The organism is Pedobacter sp. L105, assembly GCF_009765875.1.
Classification (GTDB): Bacteria; Bacteroidota; Bacteroidia; order Sphingobacteriales; family Sphingobacteriaceae; genus Pedobacter.
On the sequence record NZ_LMUP01000004.1, the window covers coordinates 131812 to 158354 of the forward strand.

22 protein-coding genes and 1 pseudogene are annotated in these 26543 nt (G+C 40.7%); 12 read left to right on the plus strand and 11 right to left on the minus strand.

The annotated features are described in order from the left end of the window. Positions 1–23: 23 nt before the first annotated feature. From GSQ84_RS05680 to gltX, 3 genes are all read right to left on the minus strand, one after another. Entirely contained in the window at positions 24–3608 is a 3585-nt protein-coding gene (locus GSQ84_RS05680; RefSeq protein ID WP_158796299.1) for a response regulator, read from the minus strand. Positions 3609–3625: 17 nt separating this feature from the next. Continuing rightward, complete coding sequence (locus GSQ84_RS05685; RefSeq protein WP_158796300.1) at positions 3626–4750, minus strand: hybrid sensor histidine kinase/response regulator; 1125 nt, start codon at positions 4748–4750, stop codon at positions 3626–3628. 243 nt (positions 4751–4993) lie between these two features. Continuing rightward, on the minus strand, positions 4994–6502 hold the full coding sequence (gene gltX / locus GSQ84_RS05690) for a glutamate--tRNA ligase (RefSeq protein WP_158796301.1): 1509 nt from the start codon (positions 6500–6502) through the stop codon (positions 4994–4996). An 89-nt stretch (positions 6503–6591) separates the two neighbouring features. On the opposite strand from gltX, the gene GSQ84_RS05695 reads away from it, so the two are divergent. The 3 genes from GSQ84_RS05695 to GSQ84_RS05705 are packed head-to-tail and all read left to right on the plus strand — an operon-like array spanning position 6592 to position 8712. Beyond that, on the plus strand, positions 6592–7806 hold the full coding sequence (locus GSQ84_RS05695) for a HAMP domain-containing sensor histidine kinase (RefSeq protein ID WP_158796302.1): 1215 nt from the start codon (positions 6592–6594) through the stop codon (positions 7804–7806). Continuing rightward, positions 7787–8290: a DinB family protein gene (locus tag GSQ84_RS05700; RefSeq protein ID WP_158796303.1), complete on the plus strand. Its 504-nt coding sequence runs from the start codon at positions 7787–7789 to the stop codon at positions 8288–8290. The genes GSQ84_RS05695 and GSQ84_RS05700 overlap by 20 nt, the downstream gene beginning before the upstream one ends. Beyond that, the gene (locus GSQ84_RS05705) at positions 8287–8712 is read left to right on the plus strand and encodes a hotdog fold thioesterase (protein ID WP_158796304.1); all 426 of its coding nucleotides are present in this window, start codon (positions 8287–8289) and stop codon (positions 8710–8712) included. Before GSQ84_RS05700 ends, GSQ84_RS05705 begins: the two co-directional genes overlap by 4 nt. A gap of 32 nt (positions 8713–8744) precedes the next feature. Here GSQ84_RS05705 and GSQ84_RS05710 read toward each other — a convergent pair whose 3' ends face one another. After that, positions 8745–9113, minus strand: coding sequence for a DUF6249 domain-containing protein (locus GSQ84_RS05710; RefSeq protein WP_158796305.1), 369 nt, complete (start codon positions 9111–9113; stop codon positions 8745–8747). 188 nt (positions 9114–9301) lie between these two features. On the opposite strand from GSQ84_RS05710, the gene GSQ84_RS05715 reads away from it, so the two are divergent. Together GSQ84_RS05715 and GSQ84_RS05720 are read left to right on the plus strand one after the other, a co-directional pair. Next, the gene (locus tag GSQ84_RS05715) at positions 9302–9883 is read left to right on the plus strand and encodes an RNA polymerase sigma factor (RefSeq protein WP_158796306.1); all 582 of its coding nucleotides are present in this window, start codon (positions 9302–9304) and stop codon (positions 9881–9883) included. Next, the gene (locus GSQ84_RS05720; RefSeq protein ID WP_158796307.1) at positions 9880–10350 is read left to right on the plus strand and encodes a hypothetical protein; all 471 of its coding nucleotides are present in this window, start codon (positions 9880–9882) and stop codon (positions 10348–10350) included. The genes GSQ84_RS05715 and GSQ84_RS05720 overlap by 4 nt, the downstream gene beginning before the upstream one ends. Positions 10351–10610: 260 nt before the next feature. Here the strand turns inward: GSQ84_RS05720 and GSQ84_RS05725 are convergent, their stop codons facing one another. Then, positions 10611–11168 carry a DUF2911 domain-containing protein gene (locus GSQ84_RS05725; protein ID WP_158796308.1) on the minus strand — a complete coding sequence of 186 codons (558 nt, stop codon included), beginning with the start codon at positions 11166–11168 and terminating at the stop codon, positions 10611–10613. A gap of 13 nt (positions 11169–11181) precedes the next feature. Next, on the minus strand, positions 11182–11364 hold the full coding sequence (locus GSQ84_RS05730) for a hypothetical protein (protein WP_158796309.1): 183 nt from the start codon (positions 11362–11364) through the stop codon (positions 11182–11184). A 247-nt stretch (positions 11365–11611) separates the two neighbouring features. On the opposite strand from GSQ84_RS05730, the gene GSQ84_RS05735 reads away from it, so the two are divergent. The 7 genes and pseudogenes from GSQ84_RS05735 to GSQ84_RS05770 all read left to right on the plus strand — a co-directional run bounded on the left by GSQ84_RS05735 (position 11612) and on the right by GSQ84_RS05770 (position 20900). Then, complete coding sequence (locus GSQ84_RS05735; protein WP_158796310.1) at positions 11612–12229, plus strand: TetR/AcrR family transcriptional regulator; 618 nt, start codon at positions 11612–11614, stop codon at positions 12227–12229. Next, positions 12226–13542 (plus strand): TolC family protein, encoded by a 1317-nt coding sequence (locus GSQ84_RS05740; protein WP_158796311.1) that lies wholly within the window; start codon positions 12226–12228, stop codon positions 13540–13542. The genes GSQ84_RS05735 and GSQ84_RS05740 overlap by 4 nt, the downstream gene beginning before the upstream one ends. A 20-nt stretch (positions 13543–13562) precedes the next feature. Then, positions 13563–14627 carry an HlyD family secretion protein gene (locus GSQ84_RS05745; protein WP_158796312.1) on the plus strand — a complete coding sequence of 355 codons (1065 nt, stop codon included), beginning with the start codon at positions 13563–13565 and terminating at the stop codon, positions 14625–14627. A gap of 4 nt (positions 14628–14631) precedes the next feature. After that, positions 14632–16179, plus strand: a complete 1548-nt coding sequence (locus GSQ84_RS05750) for a DHA2 family efflux MFS transporter permease subunit (RefSeq protein ID WP_158796313.1) — start codon at positions 14632–14634, stop codon at positions 16177–16179. 306 nt (positions 16180–16485) lie between these two features. After that, positions 16486–19074: a phosphoenolpyruvate carboxylase gene (locus tag GSQ84_RS05755; RefSeq protein WP_158796314.1), complete on the plus strand. Its 2589-nt coding sequence runs from the start codon at positions 16486–16488 to the stop codon at positions 19072–19074. Between the two features lie 198 nt (positions 19075–19272). Then, positions 19273–19863: pseudogene (locus tag GSQ84_RS28000) on the plus strand (DUF4433 domain-containing protein). 2 nt (positions 19864–19865) lie between these two features. Then, complete coding sequence (locus GSQ84_RS05770) at positions 19866–20900, plus strand: macro domain-containing protein (RefSeq protein ID WP_158796317.1); 1035 nt, start codon at positions 19866–19868, stop codon at positions 20898–20900. A 94-nt stretch (positions 20901–20994) separates the two neighbouring features. Here the strand turns inward: GSQ84_RS05770 and GSQ84_RS05775 are convergent, their stop codons facing one another. The 5 genes from GSQ84_RS05775 to GSQ84_RS05795 form a co-directional block, all read right to left on the minus strand. Further along, positions 20995–21579, minus strand: coding sequence for a carboxymuconolactone decarboxylase family protein (locus tag GSQ84_RS05775; RefSeq protein ID WP_158796318.1), 585 nt, complete (start codon positions 21577–21579; stop codon positions 20995–20997). Between the two features lie 73 nt (positions 21580–21652). Beyond that, positions 21653–22198: a peroxiredoxin gene (locus GSQ84_RS05780; RefSeq protein ID WP_090557719.1), complete on the minus strand. Its 546-nt coding sequence runs from the start codon at positions 22196–22198 to the stop codon at positions 21653–21655. A gap of 138 nt (positions 22199–22336) precedes the next feature. Beyond that, the gene (locus GSQ84_RS05785) at positions 22337–24679 is read right to left on the minus strand and encodes a prolyl oligopeptidase family serine peptidase (protein WP_158796319.1); all 2343 of its coding nucleotides are present in this window, start codon (positions 24677–24679) and stop codon (positions 22337–22339) included. Between the two features lie 100 nt (positions 24680–24779). Beyond that, positions 24780–25607: a 4,5-DOPA dioxygenase extradiol gene (gene ygiD, locus GSQ84_RS05790; RefSeq protein WP_158796320.1), complete on the minus strand. Its 828-nt coding sequence runs from the start codon at positions 25605–25607 to the stop codon at positions 24780–24782. A gap of 118 nt (positions 25608–25725) precedes the next feature. Then, on the minus strand, positions 25726–26535 hold the full coding sequence (locus GSQ84_RS05795; RefSeq protein ID WP_158796321.1) for a hypothetical protein: 810 nt from the start codon (positions 26533–26535) through the stop codon (positions 25726–25728). Positions 26536–26543: the final 8 nt, after the last annotated feature.

A 26543-nucleotide genomic window follows, 5' to 3' on the forward strand; every position in this document is an offset into this window, starting at 1 on the left:
TCAACTAAAACAGGATAATTTTTTTAATTTTTGTCATAAAGCCACACCCTCAGTAGTGAAATCAGCTGATCAACATCTACCGGTTTAGAAATATAATCAGATGCACCCGCAGCAATACACTTCTCTCTGTCACCCATCATTGCTTTTGCTGTAACAGCCAACACAGGTAAATGTTTGAACGCAGGAATTTTTCTGATCTCTTTGGTACTTTCATAACCATCCATTTCCGGCATCATCATATCCATCAGCACAATATTTATTGAAGGGTTATTTTTAAGTATCTCCAGCGCTTCTTTTCCGTCCGTCGCAGCCAGCACTTTCATCTTATGCTGCTCCAATGCTTTGGTTAGCGAGAAGATATTCCTTACATCATCATCTGCAATCAGTACCGTTTTATTATTGAGCACTTCATACAATCCCCTTAAACCTTCTACAGGTTTTTTATTTTTATCTTCTACCCTCTTTTCTTCTACCAAATGCAGGAAAAGTGCAGCTTCATCCAGGATACGCTGATAAGAATGTGCCGTTTTCACGACAATGGAATCAGCATATTGTTTAATCCTCAGCTCTTCCCCTTTTGACAGGTTTTTCCCGGTAAAAATAATGATAGGCAGGTTTTCCAGTCCTTCAGTCTTTTTAATCGTTTCCAGGGTTAAATAGGCGTTCTTATCTGGAATACCCATGTCCAGGATCACGCAGTCTACTTCTTTCTTTTGTAAAGCATCTACACTCTGCGAAACATTACTCACTACTTCAGTCTGGATATTGGAATTGCTCAGGAAATAGCTCAATGCTTTCGCATGCTGCTGATTTTCTTCTACGATCAGTACTTTCTTCGGATGGCGGCTTAATGCATATTCTAATTTCTGGAAGATCTGCTGCATATGCTCCAAAGCAAAGGGTTTATTGATAAAATCAACCGCCCCCATGAGTAAGCTTTCTTTTTTTACCTCCAGCGAAGACATGATATGAACCGGTATAGGGCGTGTTAAAGGATTTGCCTTTAACTCTTCCATTACCTGCCACCCATCCTTAATTGGAAGCTGGATATCCAGTAAAATAGCAACCGGCTGATATTGATTGGCCATTTCCACACCAATATCCCCCCTCACGGCAACAACTCCCTTGTAATTACGCTTGCGGGTAAAACTCAGCAGTGTTTTAGCAAACGGGGTATCATCTTCAATGATCAGGATTACCTTATCTCCGGGTAAAATATGATCCCTGTCGTCTTCAATTTCCTGCGGAATATGGTCAACGGTAAACCTTTCAGGTAATACGATTGGCCGGTCGGCATATACCGGATCAGACTCCTTTTCCTGATGAACGGGTTCCTCTTCATTGATCAGTACACCATGTACGGGCAAGGAAAGGGTAAATGTACTTCCTGCATTTTCTACACTTTTCAGCTCAATCTCACCACCCAGCAATTTAGCCAGCTCACGACTAATAGAAAGCCCCAAACCAGTACCGCCAAACCTTCTGCGGGTAGATCCGTCTGCCTGTTGAAAGGCTTCAAATACCAGCCCTTGCTTGGAAACGGGAATACCTATACCGGTATCTGTTACATGGAACAGGATTATTTCCTGCACCGGGTTATTTTTTATACTCAATGTTACTTTACCTTTGGAGGTAAACTTAATGGCATTTGACAGCAAGTTCTTCAGAATTTGCTCTAAACGCATTTTATCGGTATGTATCAAAGGCAGGTCTTTATCCATTTCAATCTGCAGTTCCAGATTTTTATTTTTTGCAATCGGGCTGAAAAGGGACCGCATATCGGTAGAAACCTCGTTCAGACTAATATCTGCCAGTTCCAGCTTCATTTTGCCGGCTTCAATCTTGGAAAGATCCAGGATCTCGTCAATCAGGCCCAGTAACCCCTGACCAGAACTCTGGATCACCTCCGCATATTCGATATATTCAGGATCAAGCTCCTTATTATCAGACATCAATTTAGAAAGCAATAAAATAGAGTTCAGCGGTGTACGCAGTTCATGAGACATATTTGCCAGGAACTCCGACTTGTATTTAGTACTTTGCTCCAGCTGTTCAGACTTGCGCTGGATCTCCAGGTTATGCTCCTGGATCAGCTGGTTTCGTTCTTCCAGCAGCATGGTTCTTTCCTCCAGTTCCTGGTTGCTTTGCAGCAATTCTTCCTGCTGTACGCGAAGTTCCTCTTCAGAAGTTTGTAATTTCTGCGTCTGTGCTTCCATCTCTGCATTTAAACCTTCCAGCTCTGTATGCTGTGCCTGCAGTTCCTCGGCCTGCGTTTGTGTTTCTTCCAGGAAGTCCTGCAGTTTTTTACGGTTTTGCGCAACGTGAACCGCAACCCCGATATTACCTGAAATGCTGTTAAAAAACTCCAGTTGCAGTGGTGTAAAGATATTCAGCGAGCCTACTTCCATTACACCAACCACCATACGGTCCCTGATGATAGGTACCGCAACGATATTTCTGGGTCTGGTACTTCCCGAGGCATAACTGATAGACAGTTCGCCCTCTGGTATATCATTCAGCAGAATTTGTTTACCCGACTTGGCAGCCTGCCCCACCAATCCTTCACCCGATTTTAATACTTCTCTTTTTGCATCAATTTCCAAAGCATAACTTCCGGTCAGGTGCAATGAACGGTCATCCTCCAGCAGGTAAAAAGCGGCAACCTGTGCATCGGTATGCTGTATAATGTTTTCTAAAATATCAGTAGCCAGTGTATTGACATTCTTTTCACCAACCATTTTATCATTCAGGCTCGCAATACCTGTTTGCAGCCACTCTTTATCTGCCAGTAAAGAAAAAGAATAAGCCAGGGAGGCCGCCATTGCATTCAGTGACCCGGCCAGGCTTCCAAGGCCATCTTCAGATTCTTCATCCAGTCTTACCGCATAATCTCCGTTAGAAATCTGGCTGGCAACACCTTTAATTACCTGTATGCGGTGGTCTATTTCATCGTTTTTCTCCTGTAATTCTAACTGTAGCTGTACCCTTGTATTAAAATCAGAAGAAACCCTCCGGTAAAAGAATACGGTAATTAAGATCGCAAGAAATGCAGCAAAGATGATCAGCATAGGCGTGTAGGAAGCAAGCTGGTTCTGGTCGGCCGTACGCAGGGCCAGCAGGCGCTGTTCTTCAGCCTCCATTCCTTTGATGATCTTCCTGGCATTATCCATGTACTCCTTGCCTGTAAGCAGATCCCCAACATTCACCGAGCCACCGGCCTTTTTCATATCCACCGTTTTCTCCAGGATATTCAGCCGGTTCTCTATGATGACACGAAGCCTGCTGATGCTTTGCTGCTGTACCGGATTATCGGACGTTTGGTCTTGTACTTTGTCCAGTAAAACAACGGCCTGTGATTTTGCCCCCCGGTAAGGCTCAAGAAAGATCTGGTCCCCGGTTAACAAATAACCCCGCTGCCCCGTCTCCGCGTCTTTTAAGGTAGATATAATTTCATCCAGGTTGGTGATCACCGTATTGCTATGGGACACCATTTTGGAACTTTTGATTAAATTGCTGATGCTGATATATGAGGCGAAAGAGCTGATAAATAGCAACAATAAAGATAGCCCGAGACCGATTCGAAGGTTATTTTTTAAAGTTTTTTGCATAATAAAAAGAAATATATTTAATCTGTTTCAGTACTTGAAATTAATGGGATATTGAAATAAAACTCTGACCCTTCTCCAAAGGTGCTTTTCACGCCGACTGTGCCTTCGTGTCTTCTGATAATTTCTGCTGAAATATACAAGCCAATTCCTAATCCCTGAAAATGAATGGCCGTTTCTTCTACCCTAAAGAACTTGTCAAACACACTTTTTTGCTGATCAGGATGTATGCCTATACCAAAATCACGTACAGAAACAATCAGACGGTCGCCTTCCGTAAAAACATTAATATGGACTTCCGTGGTACCCGGCGCGTATTTGATGGCATTGGTCAGAAAATTTACAATCACCTGCTCAATACGCATTTCATCTGCAAAAATCTCTTCTGAAATCACTCCCGTTTTGATGATCCTGAAGTCCGGGTTTGACTGGTGGATGATCTCTACGATCCCATCAAGCAATAGATTGAAGTCGAAATTTTTTTTATTAAATTTAAGCTTTCCGCTTTCGATCTTGGAAATATCCAGCAGGTCGGCAATCAGCTCATTTAGCTTGTCCAGCTGTAATTGTGCTTTTTGCAAATGTTTTTTTACTGTGGGAATATCCCCCTTATCAATACTTCTCTCCAGTAACTGCACATAACCTTTCACACTGGTGAGCGGCGTTTTTAATTCGTGACTGGCAATACTGATAAATTCATCTTTTTTTCTTTCGGCCTTTTTCCTGAATTCTATCTCTTCCAGTAAAGCTTTTTGAATTTCTATCAGCTTTCTGCTCTGCTCATAGATCCTGTAGAACGTCTGCACCTTTAGCAGCAGAATGTTCATATCTACAGGTTTGGTGATATAATCGAGCCCGCCTGATGAATAACCTTTGGTAATAAAATTAAGCCCTGTATTAGCTGCCGACAAGAAAATAATAGCTGTTTCTTTGGCCTTGCTGTAACCTGAAATTGCCTCTGCAACTTCAAATCCATCCATACCAGGCATCTGAACATCAAGAATGATCAGTACATAAGCATTTTTTAATACTTTTTTCAGCGCCTCTTCTCCGGAAGAGGCAGTGTCGACTTCAAAATTGTGTTTTTCGAGAACTTTTTTTAAAGAGATCAGGTTCTCCGGCGTATCGTCTACAATTAGGATCATTATAATGAATAAATAGTAATCAACCTTTACTATTACTGATTAACGTGTAATAGGCTGGGCCAAAGTTATACAACTTTAAAGAATAAAACTGTAACGATCATAACAAGCCTAAACAAACAGCGATAAAAGTGATCCAATTAAAGCGCCGCGGGTTAAAACATATTATAGGTCAAAATGACCATTAATTCGGCACAACAATTTTAATCCTCAATTGTTGTACCAAATTAACTTAAACTCTTTAACTTATTCGAATGCTGCAAGTGCCGAAGAGATCCTTTTTTTAGTTTCTGCCACACCTAGAGCAAAGGCTATATCGAATACACCCGGCCCAAATTTACCGCCAACCAGCATAATGCGGAAAGGAAGCATTAATTCACCTGGCTTTAGGTTATGCTCAGCAGCCAATGATTTAAATTTTTCTTCCAGCTCCGGAGCGGATTGATTATCCTCCAGCCCGTTTAGGTAAGCTGTAAAAAATGTAGCTTTTTCCGGAGACCATTTGCCCTTTACAGCAGGAAGATCGTATTCAGCAGGGGCAGTAAAGAAATATTTACTCTGTGTTACAAAATCAGTTAACAGGTTACACCGGTCTTTGATCAGATCTATAACCTTTAAGGTGTAGTTGTCATCATTTAAAACCATTCCTTCAGCAGCATATTCCTCTTTTACCACGGCCAGCAGATTTTCCGCAGCAGTCAGTTTGATCCATTCGTGATTATACCATTTTGCTTTTTCAAAATCAAACTTCGCGCCTGCTTTACTTACCCTTTCGATAGAAAAACTTTCTATCAGCTCCGGAAGCGTAAATATTTCTTTATCGGTTCCATCGTTCCATCCCAGCATAGCCAGCAAATTCACGAAAGCTTCAGGCATAAATCCAAGTTCTCTGAACCCTTTGGTTGTATCTCCCGTTTTAGGATCGGTCCAGCTTTGTGCATACACCGGGAAACCTAAACGGTCTCCGTCACGCTTGCTCAGTTTACCGTTTCCATCAGGTTTTAAAATGAGTGGTAAGTGTGCCCATTTCGGCATTTCATCTCCCCAGCCCAAGTATCTCCATAATAAAATATGTATAGGTGCCGAAGGCAGCCACTCCTCACCTCTAAAAATATGGCTGATCTGCATTGCCCTGTCGTCTGCAACTACAGCCAAATGATAGGTAGGCATTCCATCAGCTTTAAGCAGCACTTTATCGTCTACCAGATTGGTGTCAAAACTTACATGGCCCCTGATCATGTCAACAAAAGAAACATTTTCATCTTCGGGCATTTTTATACGGACCACATGCGGCATATTTTGCGCCAGTAGTGCAGCAACCTCTGCTTCAGAAAGTGTCAGGGAGTTTCTCATTCCCATTCTGGAAGCCTGTCCATAAAGAAAATTAGGAATCTCTTTCCGTTTGGCATCTAATTCTTCAGGCGTGTCAAAAGCATAATAAGCATATCCATCTGCAATCAGCTGTTCTGCATATTTCCGGTAGCCAGGTTTACGCTCACTCTGACGGTAAGGGCCAAATTCACCACCCAATTCAGGACTTTCATCGGGATGAATACCACACCAGGCTAAGCAGGAAGCGATATATTCTTCCGCTCCCGCAACAAAACGGGTTTGATCGGTATCTTCCACACGAAGGATAAATGTGCCATTGTGTTTTTTGGCAAACAAATAATTAAATAAAGCCGTGCGTACACCGCCTAGATGGAGGCCTCCTGTTGGGCTCGGGGCAAATCTTACTCTAACTTTCTTTTCCATATAATAATTGACAAAGATATATTTTTTAAGTGCTTACCGTTTCTATTGATGTCTTTTGAATGCTATTTTGTAATTTGCCAGCATATTCTATGAATCCCTACGAAAAAAAACGCCGCTGGAAATTCTTCCTCCTGATTTTTGCAATCATTATTGGTACGGCCTCTGTTGTTTATACCGATTTTTTTGTAAAAAAAATGGAGCGTGAAGAACAGGTGCAGTTTCAGTTATATGTTAAAGTAACCGAACAATCATTGGTGATGTATGACGATGACCGCTTTACCGATGTGATCGAAACCATTACCAAAAACACCAAACTGCCGGTAATTATGACCGATGGTGATGGTATCATTAATTCTTACCAGGGGCTGGATTCTACCAAAACCAATTATGATGTAGAAAAGCAGAACAAAAAAACATACGACAGGGCCTACTTTGAACGTGAACTGCGGAAAATGAAAAAGCAGCATCCGGGAACCCCCATTATTGGCCTGGATGGTAAAATATGGAATATTTACCATAAGGATTCTTTTATCCTTACACAACTCCGTTACTTTCCCTATATACAGTTGGGCGTAATTGCCCTGTTTCTGCTGACGGCCTATGTGGCCTTCAGTTCCTCAAGAAGGCTGGAGCAGGACCAGGTGTGGGTAGGTATGGCAAAAGAAACTGCCCATCAGCTGGGCACCCCTATTTCTTCCCTGATGGCCTGGGTAGAACTGATGAAATCGCGTTTTGATGCGGAAGACGACCCCTTGATTGCGGAAATGGAAAACGATATCAAAAGATTGGAAGTCATCACCGACAGGTTTTCTAAAATTGGTTCTAAACCAGTACTGGAAGATCATGTGGTGTATACCGTGATCAGTAACTTTATACAATATTTTCAGCTGAGAACATCTGATAAGGTGATTTTTAGCATTACAGGCGACGATCAGGTCCGTGCCCTGCTCAATGTACCCCTATTTGACTGGGTAACAGAAAACCTGCTTAAAAATGCAGCCAATGCCATCGAGAATGAAGGCAGCATCACCGTTAATATTATTGAACACCTGGCCAAAGAAGAAGTATTTATAGACATTACCGATACGGGAAAAGGTATTCCAAGATCTAAATTCGATGCCGTATTCCAGCCGGGATATACTACCCGTAAACGCGGCTGGGGATTAGGTTTATCCTTAACCAAACGTATTGTAGAGAACTACCATAGCGGCCAGATTTTTGTGAAAGATTCTGAATTGGGCAAAGGAACCACTTTTCGTATCATCCTAAAAAGCAGTATTACTTATGAACCAACCTCAACCTAACGAATACTCAGGACACGTTTCCAATTACATTTCGCTCGTTAGCGGAGATATAATTGAACTCTTACAACGTCAGGCTACAGAATTTCCCGAATTTCTTAGTGAAATCTCCGGCAAAGCGGATTATGCTTATGAGCCGGGGAAATGGACCATCAAAGAAATGACAGGCCATATTATTGACACGGAAAGGATCTTTGCTTACCGCTTAACTGCTATCGCCCGCGGTGAGCAACAGCTTTTACCTGGTTTTGATCAGGATGGGTATATGGCAAATACTAATTTCTCTGACAGGAGCCTGCTGAGTTTGTCTGAAGAGTTCGGTTTACTCAGAAAAGCAAACTTATATCTTTTTCGTTCCTTCACGGAAGAAGAGTTAGACCGTATAGGTACGGCATCAGACCGGAAAATATCGGTTCGTGCCATTCTTTACGCCACAGCCGGGCACCTTATTCACCATATACAGGTGATTAAAGATAAATATCTATGATCTGGTTCGGCGAATTTAGCCCTGAGAAATTAAATAACCGGCCTAAGAATCATTTAGGTGGCTTACTGGATATCCAGTTTACGGCAGTAGGAGAAGATTCCTTAACCGCCTCGATGCCTGTGGATGAGCGTACACATCAGCCGGCAGGTATTTTACATGGAGGTGCTTCGGTGGTGCTTGCCGAAACATTAGGCAGCGTAGCTGCTTCCATGTGTATTGATCCTGAACGCTTCCAGGCGGTAGGACTTGAAATTAACGCCAATCATTTACGCCCTGTTAAAAGCGGAAGGGTAACCGGCATCTGCAAGCCCCTGCATATTGGCGCAAAAACCCAGGTATGGGAGATTAAGATCTATGATGAGCGCGGAAAAATGAATTGCATCAGCCGTTTAACTGTTGCCATCATTCAAAAAATAAAGTAGACATACTTTTTAGGGTATGCCTACAGGACGAATTATCCTATTCTTTTACGTTCTTCCAGCTCGTCCATCCATTTTTTCTCTATCACATAGGATACGATCAGGCCCAAACCACCAAAGACAAACAGGAAACCAAAGTATACTGCAGCTGCACTTTCCGAATCAATATGAAGACTGCTTACTGTTAAGAGCGCCACCAATAGGCCAAGGCCAAATCCTACCATTAACAAACCAAACTTCAGGCTCAAAAAAGGTTTAGGTGCTGATAACCCCTCATTGGGGTTGATGCCACGCTCAATCATGGCCATCTTTTCTTTATTGATCAGATATCGTATACCGAATATCATTGCGAATCCTGTGATAAAAAGGACTATAGGGACGAAAAAAACCAGGTCTTGTTGCATTTTCTTAAATTTTATATAGTTGAATAATTTTGTTTACTGAACTGCGGTTCTGGTACTATGACTACAGCAATTTTAAACAGGTTACACTATATTTAAAAATAATCTAATTCCTCGCCTTTTGCTATACGCCTAAATTATTTTTAATTATAATGTAACCTACTTGTCGTTCATCACGTCTCAACTCACAGATGCAGGAGAAAGAAACAGATTTAGCTTTAATTTCAGCAGTGCTGAATGGCAATACCGCGGTTTACTCCGAACTGGTAAAACGTCATCAGCGCTTTGTTTTTACCTTAGCTTTACGTTTCACCAAAAACAGGGAGGATGCGGAAGAGGTGGCACAGGATTGTTTTATTAAAGCTTACCGTGCCTTAGGTACATTCAGGCAGACTTCAAAATTCTCTACCTGGCTGTATTCGATCACTTATACATCTGCCATGACACACCTGCGCAAAAAGAAGCCGGAAACCGTATCTTTAAGTGACGACGAAAACCCAGTGCAGCTGGCAGACCCGATTGCAGATACACATGATATGAATGCAGAGAAAAGATCTGCTTATTTTTATCTGAACCAGGCGATAGATAGCCTTTCTGCCGACGATGCAGCCATCATTACCCTCTTTTATAAAGGTGAGCAAAGCCTTGAAGAAATAGGAAAAACAGTACATCTTACACCCAATTCGGTAAAGGTTAAACTACACCGGGCCAGGTTAAAATTAAAAGAGAAATTACAATATTTATTAAAAGATGAGGTTAAAGAACTGATATGACAACTATAGAAGAACAAATATGGGATTATATTGATGGCAACCAGGACGCGGCCTTGAGATCGGAAACAGCAGTTAAAATAGCTGAAGATGAAGACTATAAGTCTGTTTACCTGGAATTGATTGCTATCCATCAGCAGATCGGCGAAATTAGCCTTGATGAACCTTCTATGGGTTTTAATAGAAAAATCATGGAGCTGGTAGAGCTGGAAATGGCACCTGTTTCTTTAAAAACCAAAGTAGACCACAGGATTATTTACGGGATCGCTGCCTTTTTTATACTGGTGATTACAGCTATTATGGTGGGTATCATTTCACAAATTAATTTTACCCTTCCAAAAACAACGTTCAGGGTTAATGTAGATATGAAACAATATTTCACCCCAACGCTCATCAGGGCATTTATTTTCTCTGATGTTATTTTGGGCTTACTTTACCTGGATGGTTTGCTGAGAAGAAAGAAGATTTGAGTTTTTTCGTTTAGAATTGGGTGTTCAATCTGAGATTGATTTGTTTACTAGTACTCATTCTCAACGCATAGTCCACTCATCCTCCACTCTTTCATATGCTTGGAGTACACTATTAGTAGAGAATGCGTGGACTATGCGTGGAGCATAACAAATTAAATACAGTATAAACTCAGTGTAAGCCTATATGCTGCAGCAAATCCTAAACAATAAAAGCCAGACAGTCGTCTGGCTTTTATTGTTTAGCGTATATTTTTTTTAAATTATTTGATCGTTACAGGAACTTCAACTGAAGTTTTGTCCCAACCAATAACCAGGTTTGCACCCGATTCTTTTGGGGTAAAGGTCATTGATAGAGCTTCTAAAGAAGTTGTTAATGGAACAACAGGTACGGTTACCCTAACCACATCTTTAGTTTCATCATAAGTATAGGCACCCCATCTATCGGTCTGGCTATTGATGATGATCACCCACTTATCTGCCTGAGGAATAGCAAACAGACTGTAAGTGCCGGCAGGAATAGATTTTCCGCCTATTGTAGCTGTTTTATAGAATTTGATTTCAGTATTCTCATTTGCACCAACACGCCATACAGCGCCATAAGCTTCCAGTTTACCAAAGATCTCGCGTCCTTTTACTGAAGGTCTTGAATAAATCACTTTGATTAATGGAGTGGATGCGTCACCTTTTTTTGCAAAAGGGGCATTTAAAGGAAAATAAGCAATATCCGCCGGGCTGGCATCCAGTGCCGGGAATTTAACTTGTGCATTGGCAGCAAGGCAAAATAATGCCATCACAAGGAGCAGGTTGAACTTCTTCATCTGTAGACGGTAATTAATATTCACGGCCTTCTACGATCGCTTTTACGAAAATTACCGATCCGATAAATCCTAAAATCGCACTTAAAATTGTCCATCCAAAACTACCTGAGATCACTGCTCCGGTAAATCCACCAAAAAATAGGCCTATTACGTAATAAACCCAATCAAAACTCTTAGTATTCTCTTGTTTAATCATTTCAGTATAATTAATGCTTATGTGCCAAAGGTATTGAATTATTTTAAATAAGAAAGTATCAATATAGTTGCCTCCTGAGCGCTTAAACCATTTACTTTAAAACAACGTATACTATTACAAGACTGATCCGCTCGAACAATGCCAATTTATACTGTTAGTGTCAGAAAACTGTCAATTATGATAACGAATGGAATTCAATCACAAAACTAATCAATCGATTGATTAGTTTTGTGCCATCAAATCAACAATGGAAAAGCCAGACAAAAGAGCAAGCATTTTAGCATCCGCAGAAAATCTGTTTTCTGAGCTGGGTTATGAGGGAACCTCTACCCGTCAGATCGCAAAGGAAGCAGGCGCCAACATGTCTATGATCAGCTATTACTTCGGTTCAAAAGAAGGGGTTTTCTTGGAGATCATGAATAAACGGATCTCTGATTTCACCTCTCAGTTACTCAGTATTAATGAATACCGGATTACCCCGATGCAGAAAATGTTCAAAGTAATTGAAAACTACAGCAAAAGGGTCCTTAGCAACATTTCTTTTCACAAGATGATGCACCGGGAAATGTCTCTTGCACAGCGTCCTGAAATGTACTGCAAGCTGAAAGATGCATTAACAGAGAACTTAAACGTTTTAGAAAAAATCATAGACGAGGGTATAGAAGACCATTCCTTCAGGCCTGTTGACAAAAGGATGCTCATCGCTACAATTTTAGGTACAGTAACCAGTGTGGCTACTACCCCAAAAGTTACCGAAGGAACAGGCCTGGACATTACCGTCCCTGAGGACAGGGAAATCCTTTCCAAACGTCTGATTACTCACTTGGAAGACCTCGTCTCCACTTATTTAACACCCCAAAAATGATGCACAAAACAATTAAACTGAGTTGCTTCGCTCTCCTGTTGCCTGGCATGCTCTACGCTCAAAACGTAAAAAAATTAACGATACAGGAGGCGATCCAGCTTGGGATCGATAATAGTAAGAACTTAAAGCTCTCGCAAAACAAGATTGACGAATCACTGGCGAAAATCGAGGTAGTTAAAGATGAGGCTCTTCCTACTGCTACTGCCAGCGTGCTTTATAATCACCTTGAATTTGCAGGTAACCACACACTGAGCTTTGGAACTGATAATTTAGCTTTACCGAGACGATTGGATGCTTATCTGGGTACCGTATCCGTAAGTGAGACTATTTATGGTGGTGGTAAACAACGTCTAGCCAGACAAAACACCAAATTGTTGTCGGAAGTAGCCCACCTGGATGCAGAAAAAGTTAGAGAAGAAGCAATATATGCAACAATTGACACTTATTATTCTTTATACAAGCTGTCTCAAAGCCACAAAGTAGTGGAGCAAAACTTAACTTCTATTGACAGTCAACTGAAACAAGCAACACGCTTTTTTGAACAGGGAATTGTAACCAAAAATGATGTGTTAAGGTTTCAACTGCAACTTGCAAACGTAAACCTGACCAAAGTTGATTTAGAAGGTAATGCCAAAATCATTAATTATAACCTGGACATCCTTTTAGGCTTACCTGAAGATACGCAGATCGAAATTTCTGATCCTGACAGCCAAAATCTTCCGGTAGCACCTTTAAGCAATTATTTAGATCAGGGAATGAGTACCCGTCAGGAGCTGAGAGAACTTGATCTTCAAAATAAAATGGCAGAGATTGACATTAAAAACGTAAAGGCCAATATGAGGCCAACTTTTGGTGTTGGCGCATCGGGTTATTACGTGAGCACAGTCGTTAACCCTTTTCCTGGTGGTAACGATTACCTGGCACCGGTATCATTGATGGCAAATCTTTCCTGGAACATTGGAACACTGTGGACCAACAAACATAAACTGTCAGATTCAAGGATTCAGCAAAAACAGATTGATATCCAGAAGACTATTCAATCTGATCAGGTGAGAACGGAAATCAACAAGAACTACCAGAACTATGTAGTAGCCAAGAACAAAATCACGATCCTGGAAACGTCTATCGAACAAGCCAGTGAAAATGACAGGTTATTCGCATCGAAGTACAAAAACAATGTAGCTTCTGCAACAGACAGGATTGATGCCGAAACGTTATTGTTACAAGCTCAGATCGATCTTGAAATAGCTAAAGCCGATGCAGGTTTAGCGTACTACACTTTATTAAAATCAACAGGAAAAATTTCTCAATAATATCATAACCCACTCTAGTAATGACAACAGAATCGACAACGGAACCGACAATTGAAACTAAAAAGAAAAGTAAAATTGTCCCTATAATATTAGCTGTACTAATAGTTATAGGCGTCATATTTGGCGTAAAAGAATATATATACTTTAGTAAACACGTAGACACAGATGATGCGCAGATTGATGGCGATATCAGTATGGTAGTTGCCCGTGTTGGTGGTTATGTGAAAGATATCAGATTTGAAGAAAATACTTTGGTAAAAGCAGGTGATACATTAGTAACCCTGGATGACAAAGATTACAAAGTTAAATTAGAGCAGGCAATGGCCGGTCAGAAAGGTGCTAGCGCAGGCGTTGGTGTTTCGGAATCACAAATCGTAGCGATACAAGCCAATACCAGCACTGCTAAAACAAACATTGAATCTGCTAAAGTAAAATTATGGCAGGCACAAAAAGATTTCGACCGTTACGCTAACCTGATCAAAGACGGTTCAATCACACAACAACAGTTTGACCAGACTAAAGCAACAAGAGATGTTGCACAGGCCACCTATAATGCTGCAAAAGATCAATATACTGCTGCCGTTAAACAAGTAGGTGCTACACGTTCAGAATTAGCAGTGAGCAGCAATACCGTTACCCAGCATCAATCAGATGTTGATTTTGCCAAACTGCAATTGTCTTATACCAATATCATCTCTCCTACTACCGGTATTGTAGGTAAGAAAAGTATTCAAAAAGGACAGCTTGTTCAGGCTGGTCAGTCGTTATTCTCTATCGTTAACGAAAACAGCCTGTACGTAACAGCGAATTACAAAGAAACACAGCTGGAAGAGATCCACTCAGGTTTAAAAGTAAACATCGTTGTAGATGCTTATCCTGATGAAACAATTCAAGGTGAAGTGTATAATTTTTCACCGGTAACAGGTGCTAAAGGTTCATTACTTCCTCCTGATAATGCAACAGGTAACTTTGTAAAAGTTGTTCAACGTATCCCTATCAAAATCAAAATTAAAGCTACACCAGAAATACTGAAAAAATTACGTCCAGGAATGAGCGTAAATGTATCAGTAATCACAAAAGATTAATAAAATGGCCGAAGTAGGTTTAAAAAAATGGGTAATCACGTTTACAGTGATCACAGCTTCCTTGCTGGAGCTGATTGATACCACTATTGTAAACGTGGCCTTACCACAAATTCAGGGTAACCTGGGCGCAACCTTAGAGGATGTGGCCTGGGTATCTACTGGATATGCCGTTGCGAACGTAATCGTCCTGCCCATGTCGGGCTGGCTGGGAAGTCGCTTCGGAAGAAAAAATTATTTCCTTACTTCAATCATCGTCTTTACCATAGCTTCTTTTCTCTGTGGTAATGCGACATCATTGGAAGAACTGGTAGCGTTCCGTATTTTACAGGGGATTGCCGGAGGGGGATTAATATCAACTGCACAGGCAATCTTACTGGAAACCTGGCCGCGGGAAGACGTGGGTATCGCTACCGCACTATTTGGACTTGGAGCCGTTGTAGGTCCTACAGTAGGCCCGACTATTGGAGGTTATATTCTTGATATCAGTACCTGGCCATGGATCTTTTACGTGAATATTCCCGTCGGGATTCTCGCCGCCTATTGTACGTACACCTATATAAAAGTCACGCCCAAGACCGGGCAGGGCCAGCCAGTGGACTGGTGGGGTATCGGATTATTGGCGGTTGCTGTGGGAAGTTTACAGACTGTACTGGAAAAAGGTGAAACCGAGGATTGGTTCGCTACAGGTTATATCACCGTATTGTGCGTTACTGCAGTAGTGGGCTTATTACTGTTCATCTGGAGGGAAATGACAACCGATCACCCTATTGTGAACTTTAAGATCATGCGGCACCGAAGTTTCTCGGTAGGTATGTTTACCTCGTTTATTCTGGGCTTTGGATTATACGGATCTGTTTTTGTGTTCCCTATTTTCTGTCAGAACTTACTGGGTTTCTCTCCCCTGCAAACAGGAGAGCTCTTATTTCCCGGAGGTGTATGTACTATCCTCATGATGCCATTTGTAGGTATATTCCTGAAAAAAGGGATCCCCGCACAATTCATGGCAACTATAGGGATGTTCTCGTTCTTTGTTTTCTGCCACATGTTAAGTAAATCAACATTGGCATCGGGCACTAACGATTTCTTCCTGCCGCTGGTAATCAGGGGAGTAGGTATGGCACTGTTATTTGTTCCATTAACCACACTGGCCATACAAGACTTGAAAGGTGCTGAAATTGGACAGGGTTCTGGTCTGAATAATATGATGAGACAGTTGGGCGGATCTTTTGGTATTGCAGCCTTAACAACGCTGATCCATACCCGTGAAGGTATGCACCGTAATAACCTGTTGATGAATGTTGACCCTAATAACCCTGCATATGTAGACCGCATGCATGCTTTTGTGAGCAATTTCATGAGCAAAGGTTTCTCTATTCTTGATTCGCAAACCATGGCTATAAAAGCAATGGAAGGGACAGTAGTCAAACAATCACTACTGTTAACCTATAGCGATGCGTATTGGGTGGCAGGTATGGTAATGTTATGTTCGATTCCATTACTGTACTTACAGAAGTTCAAAAAGAATGTCGAAATTCCGGCCGACGTCCATTAAAATATAATCTTCATCAACCGGATAGTCAGCAACTGATCGGGTTGATGACTGTATTAAACCGGTAAAAAATCTCTAAATAAAAACAGGCTGTCCTTTTGAGACAGCCTGTTCATTTTCCAAAAAAAATACAATTTCGTGCGATCGTTGCTACACAACAACTTGTTATACCTTTAAATGTGTCGAAAAACCTTTCTGAAAGCAATTTATAGTTTATTTGTTAGCAAACCAAAATAAATTTATTAACATTATTCCATAGATCTTACAGTCATTTTTCTTAGCTTCAGCGCGAAAAATTTACCTTTACGTATGACGCAGAAACCAAGATTTACAGGTCAGAAAGAATCTATATTCAACAACGAAGTTGTTTCCAGGTTCGAATTATACAACAGCCTGTTCCTGACTCTCCCTTTTTATAAAATCAAGGATACAGGTACTCTCCTGCCCCTTTTTATTAAATATTGTGAAGATGGCGTAAGGAATAAACAGACCCCCGCAGAGATCATTAATGTCTTTTTTGAGAAGTATACACAGGCCAGTACCCCTAAGGATATTATAGACCTTTTGTTCCGGTTTATCCAATATATTGAACGTCAGGTGGTGTTATTTGATGCCGTAGAAGACGCTTCTTTCAGCAAACTGAACACCTCAGAAGGCCAGAGTTCACTCCGCTCAATGTTGAAAAAGAGCGAATACAATACAGAACTTCATCAAAAGACTGCACAATTGATCGAAGATTTCTCTCTTCGCCTGGTATTGACAGCCCACCCTACACAATTTTATCCGGGCAGTGTGCTTTCTATTATTACCGACCTAACGTCGGCCATAAAGGTGAATGATATTGTTACCATCAACCAGCTTTTACAGCAATTAGGTAAAACACCTTTTTTCAATAAAAAATCACCTACCCCGGTAGATGAAGCACTGAGTTTGTCGTGGTACCTGGAAAATGTATTTTATTTTGCTGCGGCCAATGTACAATCTGAGATAGACAGCAGTCTTGAAGAATATAATATCCCTTCCAAAAAAGCTATAGAACTGGGTTTCTGGCCGGGTGGCGACAGGGACGGGAATCCTAATGTACATGCCGAACATACGCTTCAGGTATCAAAAATGCTTCGTCAGATCCTCTTCCGCTGTTATTACAGGGACCTGAGAAAACTGAAACGAAGAATTACTTTCAGAGGAGTTGAAGAAACCATTTATAAAGTACAGGATATCCTGTATCAGAATGCTTTTGATAATAATATTGTTCCGAAGAACATCTCTGCTTTCCTGATTGAGAACCTTAACCAGATCAAATCTACGCTGATTGAATCACATGACGGTTTATTTGCCGACCTGGTAGATGATCTGTTGCGCAAAGTAGAACTCTTCGGAAGTCATTTTGCATCACTGGACATCAGACAGGATAGCGGTGTTTTAAAGGCCGTACATGCTTATTGCAGACAAAGCAAGCCAATCATTTCTTTATTCCCTGAAAATTATGACGAATTATCAGAACAGGAGAAAATCAAACACCTGTCTTTTAAAAGTGCCAAAGTAAATTATACAGAGAAGCCGGATGCACTGACTGAAGACACGCTGCAAACCATCGCAGAGATCAAAAAGATACAGGAAAGCAATGGCGAACTGGCCTGCCACCGTTATATTATCAGTAACTGCCAGAAAGCGAGCGATATCCTTCAGCTGATAGAATTATTTTTATGGAATGGATGGGAAGAAGACGACCTGACCATTGATTTCGTTCCTTTATTTGAAACGGTAAACGACCTGGAAAGTGCAGCTGAAGTGATGCAGGAATTGTATGCACATCCATTTTACAGGAAACACCTGGAAAACAGGGGCAACAAACAGGACATCATGTTTGGCTTTTCTGACGGAACAAAAGACGGCGGTTATTTGATGGCCAACTGGTCTATTTTTAACGCCAAAGTAGCGTTAACGGCTACTGCATTAAACCATAACATCAAACTGGCATTTTTTGACGGCCGTGGAGGCCCTCCATCAAGAGGAGGAGGAAAAACACATCTTTTCTATGCTTCTATGGGTAAAGAAATCGCTAATAAACATATCCAATTAACGATACAGGGCCAAACGATCAGTTCTCAGTATGGATCTATTGATAGTGCTGGGTTCAACATCGATCAGCTGATTAATGCCGGCATATCGGCTGGAATGAAAGAAAAACATAATATCCTGCTAGACCCGCAGCATAAAGATGTACTGGATGTAATGGCCAGGGAAAGTTTTAATTCGTTCGTGGCGCTTAGAAAACACCCTTTGTTCCTAACTTACCTGGAAAGGTTCTCTCCGCTGAGCCTGCTGTCTAAAATTACCATCAGCAGCAGACCTGTTAAAAGAAGCTCAGGAGAAAAATTACGCCTGGAAGATTTAAGAGCCATCAGCTTTGTAACCTCATGGGGTCAGCTGAAACAGAATATCCCTGGCTTTTATGGTATCGGTACCGCATTAAAGAACCAGGAAGCTCAAGGGAACTGGGACAACATCACCACCATGTATCACGAATCGGGTTATTTTAAAACGATCATTGATAACTGTATGATGTCGATGAGTAAATCTGATTTTTCTATCACGGCACATTTTGCCAATGATCCTGAATTTGGTGATTTCTGGAAAATGCTGAATGATGAATATGAGCTTTCAAAAAGTATGCTGCTGAAATTAGCAGGACATTCGGTATTGATGGAAAACTACCCTGTAGAAAAAAGATCTATTGCCGTGCGCGAAAAGATTGTTCTTCCATTGGTGCTGATCCAGCATTTTGCGCTGGAGAAACTGCAGGAATCATTAAGTGAAGAAGAAATTCCGTCTTATGAGAAATTGGCTATCAGAACGGTATATGGTATTGTAAATGCAGGAAGAAACTCTGCTTAAACACCTTGTCACAAATTAATACAAAGAGAGACTAGCATTATACTAGTCTCTCTTTGTATTTTATCTTAAATAAAACGCCGACTTTAATTAAAAGAATTCTACTATTTTTATTCACTTTTATATCGCTTTTCGTTTTAAAGTCAGTTGGTAAATTAAAGTATTGCTATGCCCGATTTAAGTAAAAGATATTTATACAGGATGGTGCACATAGACAACATACCGCATATCCTTATAAAGGGAATTACTCATATCTCATCTCCAAATAAAAACCCTTTGTATCGTTCTATCGGTGATAGCAGTTTAATTTCAAACCGTCAAAATTTTCAGCTAAGCAATGGTCAGAAATTAGGAAGTTTTATTCCATTTTATTTCGGAACCCGCATGCCGATGTTATATGTGATTTAACATGGTTTTAATGAAGTCAATGCAACTTTAGCTGAAAATATTGTATATTGTATCAGCAGTGTAGAACAAATGATTAAGCATAATCTGCAGTTTATATTCACTGACGGCCATGCTGTTGATGGTTTAAGTTTACCATATGATCAAAGCCATATTGCGGCTATCGAAAATATCATTGACATTGACGCTATTAAAGCCAAATATTGGAAGGATGACAAAGACCTGGATTTAAAAAGAAAAAAGGAAGCTGAATTTTTGGTAGAAGATGATGTTCCAATTGCTGCGATATTAGGTTACGCTGTATATAATCAAGCTTCAAAGGAGAAATTAATTGAATTAGGAGTCGAAGAAAAAAAAATAATTGTTAGACAGGAATATTACTTTTGATCATGATAGAGTTTGTAACAGGAAACTTATTAGAAAGCCCCGCAGAAGCACTGGTTAATACGGTTAATACTGTAGGGGTTATGGGCAAAGGGATTGCTTTACAATTTAAAAAACAGTTCCCATCTAACTATAAGACCTATGAAAAGGCATGTAAGAATAAAACATTTCATACCGGCGAGTTATTGATTAATGAAGAAGAATCACTTTTGAATGGAAAAAAAACAATTATTAATTTTCCAACAAAAACGGACTGGAGAAAACCATCAGAATACAGCTATATTGAGACTGGTCTAAAAGAACTGGTTTTAGCCATTCAGAAAAGAAATATAAAATCAATTGCTATTCCTCCTTTAGGAGCAGGAAACGGAGGTTTAGAATGGAATAAAGTTAAGTCGCTCATGCAACAATATCTATCTGAAGTTGATAGTAATATTTACATATACCAGCCTACAACAACCATTCAGGAAGTACTGAAAAAAGAACGTGTTAAATTAACTCCTGCAAGGGCGATGTTATTATCTGTGTTATTCGATCTGGTTAATAACGGTGAATTTGTATCTGAATTTGCATCAGAAAAGATTGCATACTTCCTTCAACGTTTTGGGGCACAGGACATTTTTAAATTAGATTTTCAACCTAATTTTTATGGCCCTTATTCTGGAAAAGTAAAACATGTACTTTATTATCTAAACGGTAGTTACATTACAGGCTATAGCTCCAAAGATAAAAAACCATTTGAGGAACTTGGTATTATGAGAGACTCAGAAAATGATGTTATTAACTATTTAAATGAGCCTGCTAACCTACATTTAAGAGAGATTGTAGAACGCACTAAGCAATTTCTTACCGGGTTTTATTCATCATTTGGATTAGAACTTCTGTCAACAATTGATTTTATAGCTCAACAGTACGATACGAAGTCACCCGATAAAATTTCAGCATATCTTTACCAGTGGAGCGACAGGAAAAAGACGCTTTTTTCAAATGAAAGATTTGTCAATTTAGCCATAGAAAGGCTAAGCAATAATAATTTATAAGATGATTTTTTTAACAAAAAAGCGAAGAAGAACACTTGTTCCTCTTCGCTTTTTTTTTATCAGCCGGTTTACACCATTCGTAAATGAAATAGACCTAGTAAAGGACTTTACCAGCAGAAGTAACGATAGATGCGATACGTACAGCATCAAATACACGTTCTTCTGTAGCGCCTAAGCCAAGAATAGATTTCTCATGAGCATTTACACACATTTCGCATCCGTTAACGGCAGAAACGGCTAAACTCATTAATTCAAAGAATTCTTTTCCTGTTACCGGGCTGCTCATCAGTTGCATGCGCACGCGGGCAGGGATCTGGGTATATTTTTCTTTTCCTGTAAAGTGACGGAAACGGTAAAAAACATTATTTAAAGCCAATAAAGAAGCACAACCCGCAGCTTCAGCAACATCTTCTGCTGTAGCGCCTTTTTCAATAGACTGTTTCTCAAAAAACTCGGTCAGTACTTTATTATTGTTATTTACAGCTATGCTCAACGCTACCAATGCACATTCCTTTTCAGATAAGTGTGCAGAGGTGAATGTGCTGGTGAAATTTAATTTAAGGTCCCTTACATATCTGGAGTTACCTTTTTCCAGCAGGCCAAGGGTATCATTCCTGTATTCAGCATCTAAGCCTACAACAGCTAATAATTCTTGTATAGTTTCAGTGATTTCGCTCATTTTTTAGAGATTAAAATATAAAAAAAGTCCCTGCAAAAAGCATTTACAGGGACTTTTCTATAAAGAGATAAGATTAAACAGTTAATGTAGCTTCACCTTTTTCCCAGTTACAAGGACAAAGTTCGTCAGTTTGCAAAGCATCAAGTACTCTTAATACTTCTTTTACATTACGTCCAACGCTTAAGTCATTTGCACTGGCCCAACGGATAATTCCTTGTGGATCAATGATGAAAGTTGCACGGTAAGCGATTTTTTCAGTTGGCTCTAAAATGTCCAAGGCTGTAGCCAATGATTTTGAAGTATCAGCAAGCATTGGGAATTTTAAACCACGTAAATCATCATGATTGTGTCTCCAGGCCAAATGCACGTTTTCTGAATCAGTAGAAGCACCGATCAAAGTTGTGTCACGGTCACGGAACTCACCGAAATTAGCATTGAATTCAGCGATTTCGGTAGGACAAACAAAAGTAAAATCTTTTGGCCACCAAAACATACATGTCCATTGGTTGTTCTCATTTACTAAGGAATCAGAAGTTAATGTTTCAAACTCTTTTCCTTTTTCTATACTTACTACAGCTGGCTTTGAATACGACGGGAATTGTTCACCTATGTTTATCATAATATTGTTTTTTTCGTTTTGCAAAAGTACGCCAATAAGCCTGTTTTATCAATAGAACAAAAAAGATAACGGATATTTAATATTGATAGGCATATAGACAGAAACTATATATATGCCTTATCAATTAGATATCCTCTATTACTTCTTGAGGGTAGTTTCAAATAATTTAAAGATCCGCTTGTATTCATCTGTCCAGCTGGACGGCTGTACAAAGCCATGGTCTTCTACAGGAAATACAGCCAGCTCCCAATTGTTTTTTCCTAATTCTATTAAACGCTGGCTTAACCTGACGATATCCTGAAAGTGAACATTTTCGTCTACCATACCATGGCACATCAGCAAATTGCCTTTCAGTCCGTCAGCAAAATAAATAGGGGAACTCTGTTTATAGGCTATTTCATCATTAAAAGGCTCATTGAGGATATTTGACGTATACCCATGGTTATAATGCGCCCAGTCGGTCACAGACCTTAATGCCCCGCCAGATGTAAACACATCACCTTCTTTAAATAGCGCCATCAGGGTAATGAAACCACCGTAAGAACCGCCATATATACCTACATGTTTAGGATCTACATGATATTTATCTACCAGTAATTTCACGCCGTCTACCTGATCTGTCAGGTCTTTGCCTCCCATATGGCGATAAATGCCGGTACGGTGGTCTCTGCCATAACCTGCGCTTCCTGTATAATCGATATCGATTACCGTATAACCATTATCGGCCAGCAGGTTGTTAAACAAGTATTCATGAGGGTACTGGCTCCACCAGTAATGTACATTCTGCAAATAACCTGCGCCATGTACAAAAACAACAGCAGGATGAGTAGCCGAGGGATGTGCCGCAGGATAAACCCTGGCATATACATCTGCTCCGTACCTGTTTTTAAAAGTAACCATTTCCGGTTCTCGCCATGGATAAGCTTTAAACTCTGCAGATTCACTTTCAGTTACCTGAACAGCCTTTGCGCCAGGTCTGTTGGCCTGAATGTATAATTCCCATGGTTTATTCATATAAGAATAATCTATGGCCAGCCATTTTTCATCAGGTGACAGTGTAATCCGGTTGCCGCCTTTCATGCTGGTCAGTTTTACCGGTTTTCCTCCATTTACACTCACACTGTAAAAATGAGTGATACCCGGATGTTCCATATTGGCAGTAAAATAGAATGTCTTTTTATCCAGGGATAACTGCACTTGCTGAACCTCCCATTTACCACTGGTGAGCTGTTTTTTTGTCCCTTTGGGCAGGTCATAAGTATATAAGTGAGAATATCCGCTGGCTTCGCTCTGGAAGTAGAAATGATCATTGTCAATCCACTTCACGCCATCGGCACCAACACCAGGACCACCAATCCAGGCTTCATCACGCTGTCTGTCTAATAGTGTCAGATTTCCTGTCGAGGGTTCTAATTTCAATATCCAGAGATCCTTATTATCCTGAGATTCTGCAACTACCAGGGCGGCACTGCCGGATGTATTCCAGATGGGGCCGGATAAATTAACCTTACGGTCGGCATTTTTCGTTTTGGCAGTTTCCAGTTCTTTTGGGTAATCTTTCAGATAATCTGGCAGGTCCTTTATCCCTGGTATCTGCGCAGTTTGCACCTTGTAAACCGAATCTTTTTGCTGATCATAGATAAAGCTTTCAAAAGATGGAAGTGGTGTACCTACTTTGGTACGTCCGGGAATATCTTCAGTATATCCTGAAGCAGTGACATAACTGGGAACAGCGGTTGATTTGTGGTCAGTGTTCCTCGCCATCAGCTGATAGCTAATGTACCGGGCATCAGGGCTCACGATTACATTACGCAGTGATTCATCACCCAGGTATAATGCTTTCAATGGCTTTTGATGAACCAGCCCTCCTGATTCTCCGCGGGCAGCCTTCTTCTTTTTCTCTTTGATCACATCAAAAAGCTCACTTTGCTCATTTTTAAGCCAGGCATCCTGCTGGTTCAGCTTTTGATCTTCAGCTTTTTTTCCCTTTACAAAATTCGTTAGCTGTGTCAGTTCGTTCGTTTTCAGATCGATCGTGAATATATTTCCATCCTGCTGAAAAGCAAGATCACCATTGGCCAGGAAAAAAGGATCGCTTTTATGCTCTGCGGTATGGGTAAGCCGGTGCGTTTTATTGGTTTTCAGCTCATACCAATACAGATCTCCCCCTTTTTCGCTTACACCCAAAGTATGGGCAGCATTATAAGTATAATCGGGCATCACTTCCCTGTCGGCATTGGTACTATCGGCCTGAACAGGTTTACCTGAGCTTACAGCTACCTGATATAAATGGGCTTTATCTTTATTTTCAGGATTCCAGGTAAAATATACTTTTCTGCTGTCAGCAGACCATCGGTAATCTGAAGGTGAAGTGCCCATCCATTTCTGGTCGCGCATAATTTTTTCTACGGTCAACGTAGGTACCTGCTGCGCACGGGCACCCGTTGCTGCAAATAAGAGAGCAATAATTATTTTCTTCATTTTGGTTGGTTTCCTGACTAAAGGCTAGGGATACCTGCAATTTAAAGATAAAAAGCTTCCCTTAAAACCAAAACAACGCAGATTTTATAAATGTTACAGATTAGCCAATCCTTACCGAAGTCATGGTTAACGATCCGCCAATGGCTTTATCGTTAAATAAAGATACCTCTTCCCTGTCGTTTTTCAATCCTAAGGTATATAACAAAGGAAGATAATGTTCCGGTGTAGGTATCGCCATCAGGGCAGCCTTACCCAAACTCTGATAATTCATTAAAGGCTGGTGGTCACTATTCATGATCAGGCTTTTAAACTGATCGTTGATCTCCAATGCCCAATCATAGCCGCCTCCATTGATCATTTCCCAGTTCAGCATTCTCAGGTTGTGCACGATATTACCGCTGCCCATGATCAGCACCCCTTTTCTGCGGAGCTGATACAGTTCCTTCGCCAGATCGTAATGCGCCTTTGGGTCTTTGGTATAATCTATACTGAGCTGAAGGATTGGAATATTGGCTTCCGGGAACATATGGGCCAATACCGTCCAGGCACCGTGATCCAGTCCCCAGTCGTGATCCAGTTCAACATTCGTACTGGTAATCATTTTAGCTGTTTCTGCTGCCAGCTCAGGACTTCCGGGTGCAGGATATTGCACATCAAACAAGGCCTGCGGAAATCCCCCGAAATCATGTATAGTTTTCGGGAAATTCATTGCCGTAACAGCTGTTCCTTTGGTAAACCAGTGTGCTGAAACTACAATCACTGCTTTCGGGACAGGAACGGTACGTCCTATTTCTGCCCATTTACTACTAAATTCCGTATCTTCAATTCCGTTCATAGGAGAACCATGACCGATAAAAAAAGCGGGCATTAGTTCGTCCTGAACTGGAAGGTTTCCTGTTAAATTCTTGATTTCTGACAAGTTTGCCATAAGCTATTGCTAATACAATAATTGAATGATCAGCAATACAAAAATAAAGCGAATTAAATTATTCCCATTTGATGTATGTTAAGAAAACGCAGTGCATGGTGTTTCAAAAAGGCATTATTTATAAAACATTAAAGAAATTAAATTCCGCTCTTAGAAGAAACATGCTTTTATTGTACCGTCCGGGGATACCGCCCGCAACCTGAAACCGATAGCCAAAATCGATCCTTGTTCTGCTATTCAGTATGGTTTGTATAGCAGGTGCAAAGTCGAGATAGGATTTACCATCTGCCGGATTTGTTTTACCCAGCATTTCAAAGTAGATGTTGAAATTCGGCTGATCGTATCTTTTATACAACACTGGGAGAACCAGATATCCGGATGATAAACTATAACTGATCAGTTGATCGGGCTGTGGCATTCCAGTTATCCTGCGGCTCTCCGGATCAAATGCCTTGATATAACTCAGGCTGCCTGATAAGGCCAGTTTATGCAGCAGCTGTGTAACCACCAGCCCTGCCTGGGCACCGCTGTTATCTCCCTCCAGGTTAATATCTTCTGTATAGGTAGGCCTGCTGCTGGTACTTAGACGTCCGAATGCTGAGACACGGAAATGCCGCTGACTGTCATCTATAGAAAGAAAACGATATTTAGCGTACACACTTCCTCCTTCCAGCCGGTAATTTCCATCAAAGTCAGATAAAAAAGCCTGCCCATGTACCATCAGGTGTTTGTTAAAACTCACCATTACCTCTGGTATGGTGCGGTAGGTTGATCCGCTGTTCAGCATGTCTTCATTGGTTAACCTTACACCAATTGACTTTGCCGCCATGTTACTTGCAGGCTCTGTAAAAACAAATAATTCCTGGGCGTCTGCATGCAGGTGCAAGCCCAGCACAAAGGCCAGGCTTGTTATCAATAAATATTTCATGCCTGAGG

Coding starts and splice junctions, on each gene's coding strand:
- ygiD (WP_158796320.1), bottom strand. CDS start 25,607: ATGGCAAACTTGTCAGAAATCAAGAATTTAACAGGAAACCTTCCAGTT.
- GSQ84_RS05770 (WP_158796317.1), top strand. CDS start 19,866: ATGATAGAGTTTGTAACAGGAAACTTATTAGAAAGCCCCGCAGAAGCA.
- GSQ84_RS05740 (WP_158796311.1), top strand. CDS start 12,226: ATGATGCACAAAACAATTAAACTGAGTTGCTTCGCTCTCCTGTTGCCT.
- GSQ84_RS05715 (WP_158796306.1), top strand. CDS start 9,302: ATGCAGGAGAAAGAAACAGATTTAGCTTTAATTTCAGCAGTGCTGAAT.
- GSQ84_RS05725 (WP_158796308.1), bottom strand. CDS start 11,168: ATGAAGAAGTTCAACCTGCTCCTTGTGATGGCATTATTTTGCCTTGCT.
- GSQ84_RS05755 (WP_158796314.1), top strand. CDS start 16,486: ATGACGCAGAAACCAAGATTTACAGGTCAGAAAGAATCTATATTCAAC.
- GSQ84_RS05680 (WP_158796299.1), bottom strand. CDS start 3,608: ATGCAAAAAACTTTAAAAAATAACCTTCGAATCGGTCTCGGGCTATCT.
- GSQ84_RS05795 (WP_158796321.1), bottom strand. CDS start 26,535: ATGAAATATTTATTGATAACAAGCCTGGCCTTTGTGCTGGGCTTGCAC.
- GSQ84_RS05685 (WP_158796300.1), bottom strand. CDS start 4,750: ATGATCCTAATTGTAGACGATACGCCGGAGAACCTGATCTCTTTAAAA.
- GSQ84_RS05710 (WP_158796305.1), bottom strand. CDS start 9,113: ATGCAACAAGACCTGGTTTTTTTCGTCCCTATAGTCCTTTTTATCACA.
- GSQ84_RS05705 (WP_158796304.1), top strand. CDS start 8,287: ATGATCTGGTTCGGCGAATTTAGCCCTGAGAAATTAAATAACCGGCCT.
- GSQ84_RS05750 (WP_158796313.1), top strand. CDS start 14,632: ATGGCCGAAGTAGGTTTAAAAAAATGGGTAATCACGTTTACAGTGATC.
- GSQ84_RS05730 (WP_158796309.1), bottom strand. CDS start 11,364: ATGATTAAACAAGAGAATACTAAGAGTTTTGATTGGGTTTATTACGTA.
- GSQ84_RS05700 (WP_158796303.1), top strand. CDS start 7,787: ATGAACCAACCTCAACCTAACGAATACTCAGGACACGTTTCCAATTAC.
- gltX (WP_158796301.1), bottom strand. CDS start 6,502: ATGGAAAAGAAAGTTAGAGTAAGATTTGCCCCGAGCCCAACAGGAGGC.
- GSQ84_RS05695 (WP_158796302.1), top strand. CDS start 6,592: ATGAATCCCTACGAAAAAAAACGCCGCTGGAAATTCTTCCTCCTGATT.
- GSQ84_RS05720 (WP_158796307.1), top strand. CDS start 9,880: ATGACAACTATAGAAGAACAAATATGGGATTATATTGATGGCAACCAG.
- GSQ84_RS05780 (WP_090557719.1), bottom strand. CDS start 22,198: ATGATAAACATAGGTGAACAATTCCCGTCGTATTCAAAGCCAGCTGTA.
- GSQ84_RS05785 (WP_158796319.1), bottom strand. CDS start 24,679: ATGAAGAAAATAATTATTGCTCTCTTATTTGCAGCAACGGGTGCCCGT.
- GSQ84_RS05775 (WP_158796318.1), bottom strand. CDS start 21,579: ATGAGCGAAATCACTGAAACTATACAAGAATTATTAGCTGTTGTAGGC.
- GSQ84_RS05735 (WP_158796310.1), top strand. CDS start 11,612: ATGGAAAAGCCAGACAAAAGAGCAAGCATTTTAGCATCCGCAGAAAAT.
- GSQ84_RS05745 (WP_158796312.1), top strand. CDS start 13,563: ATGACAACAGAATCGACAACGGAACCGACAATTGAAACTAAAAAGAAA.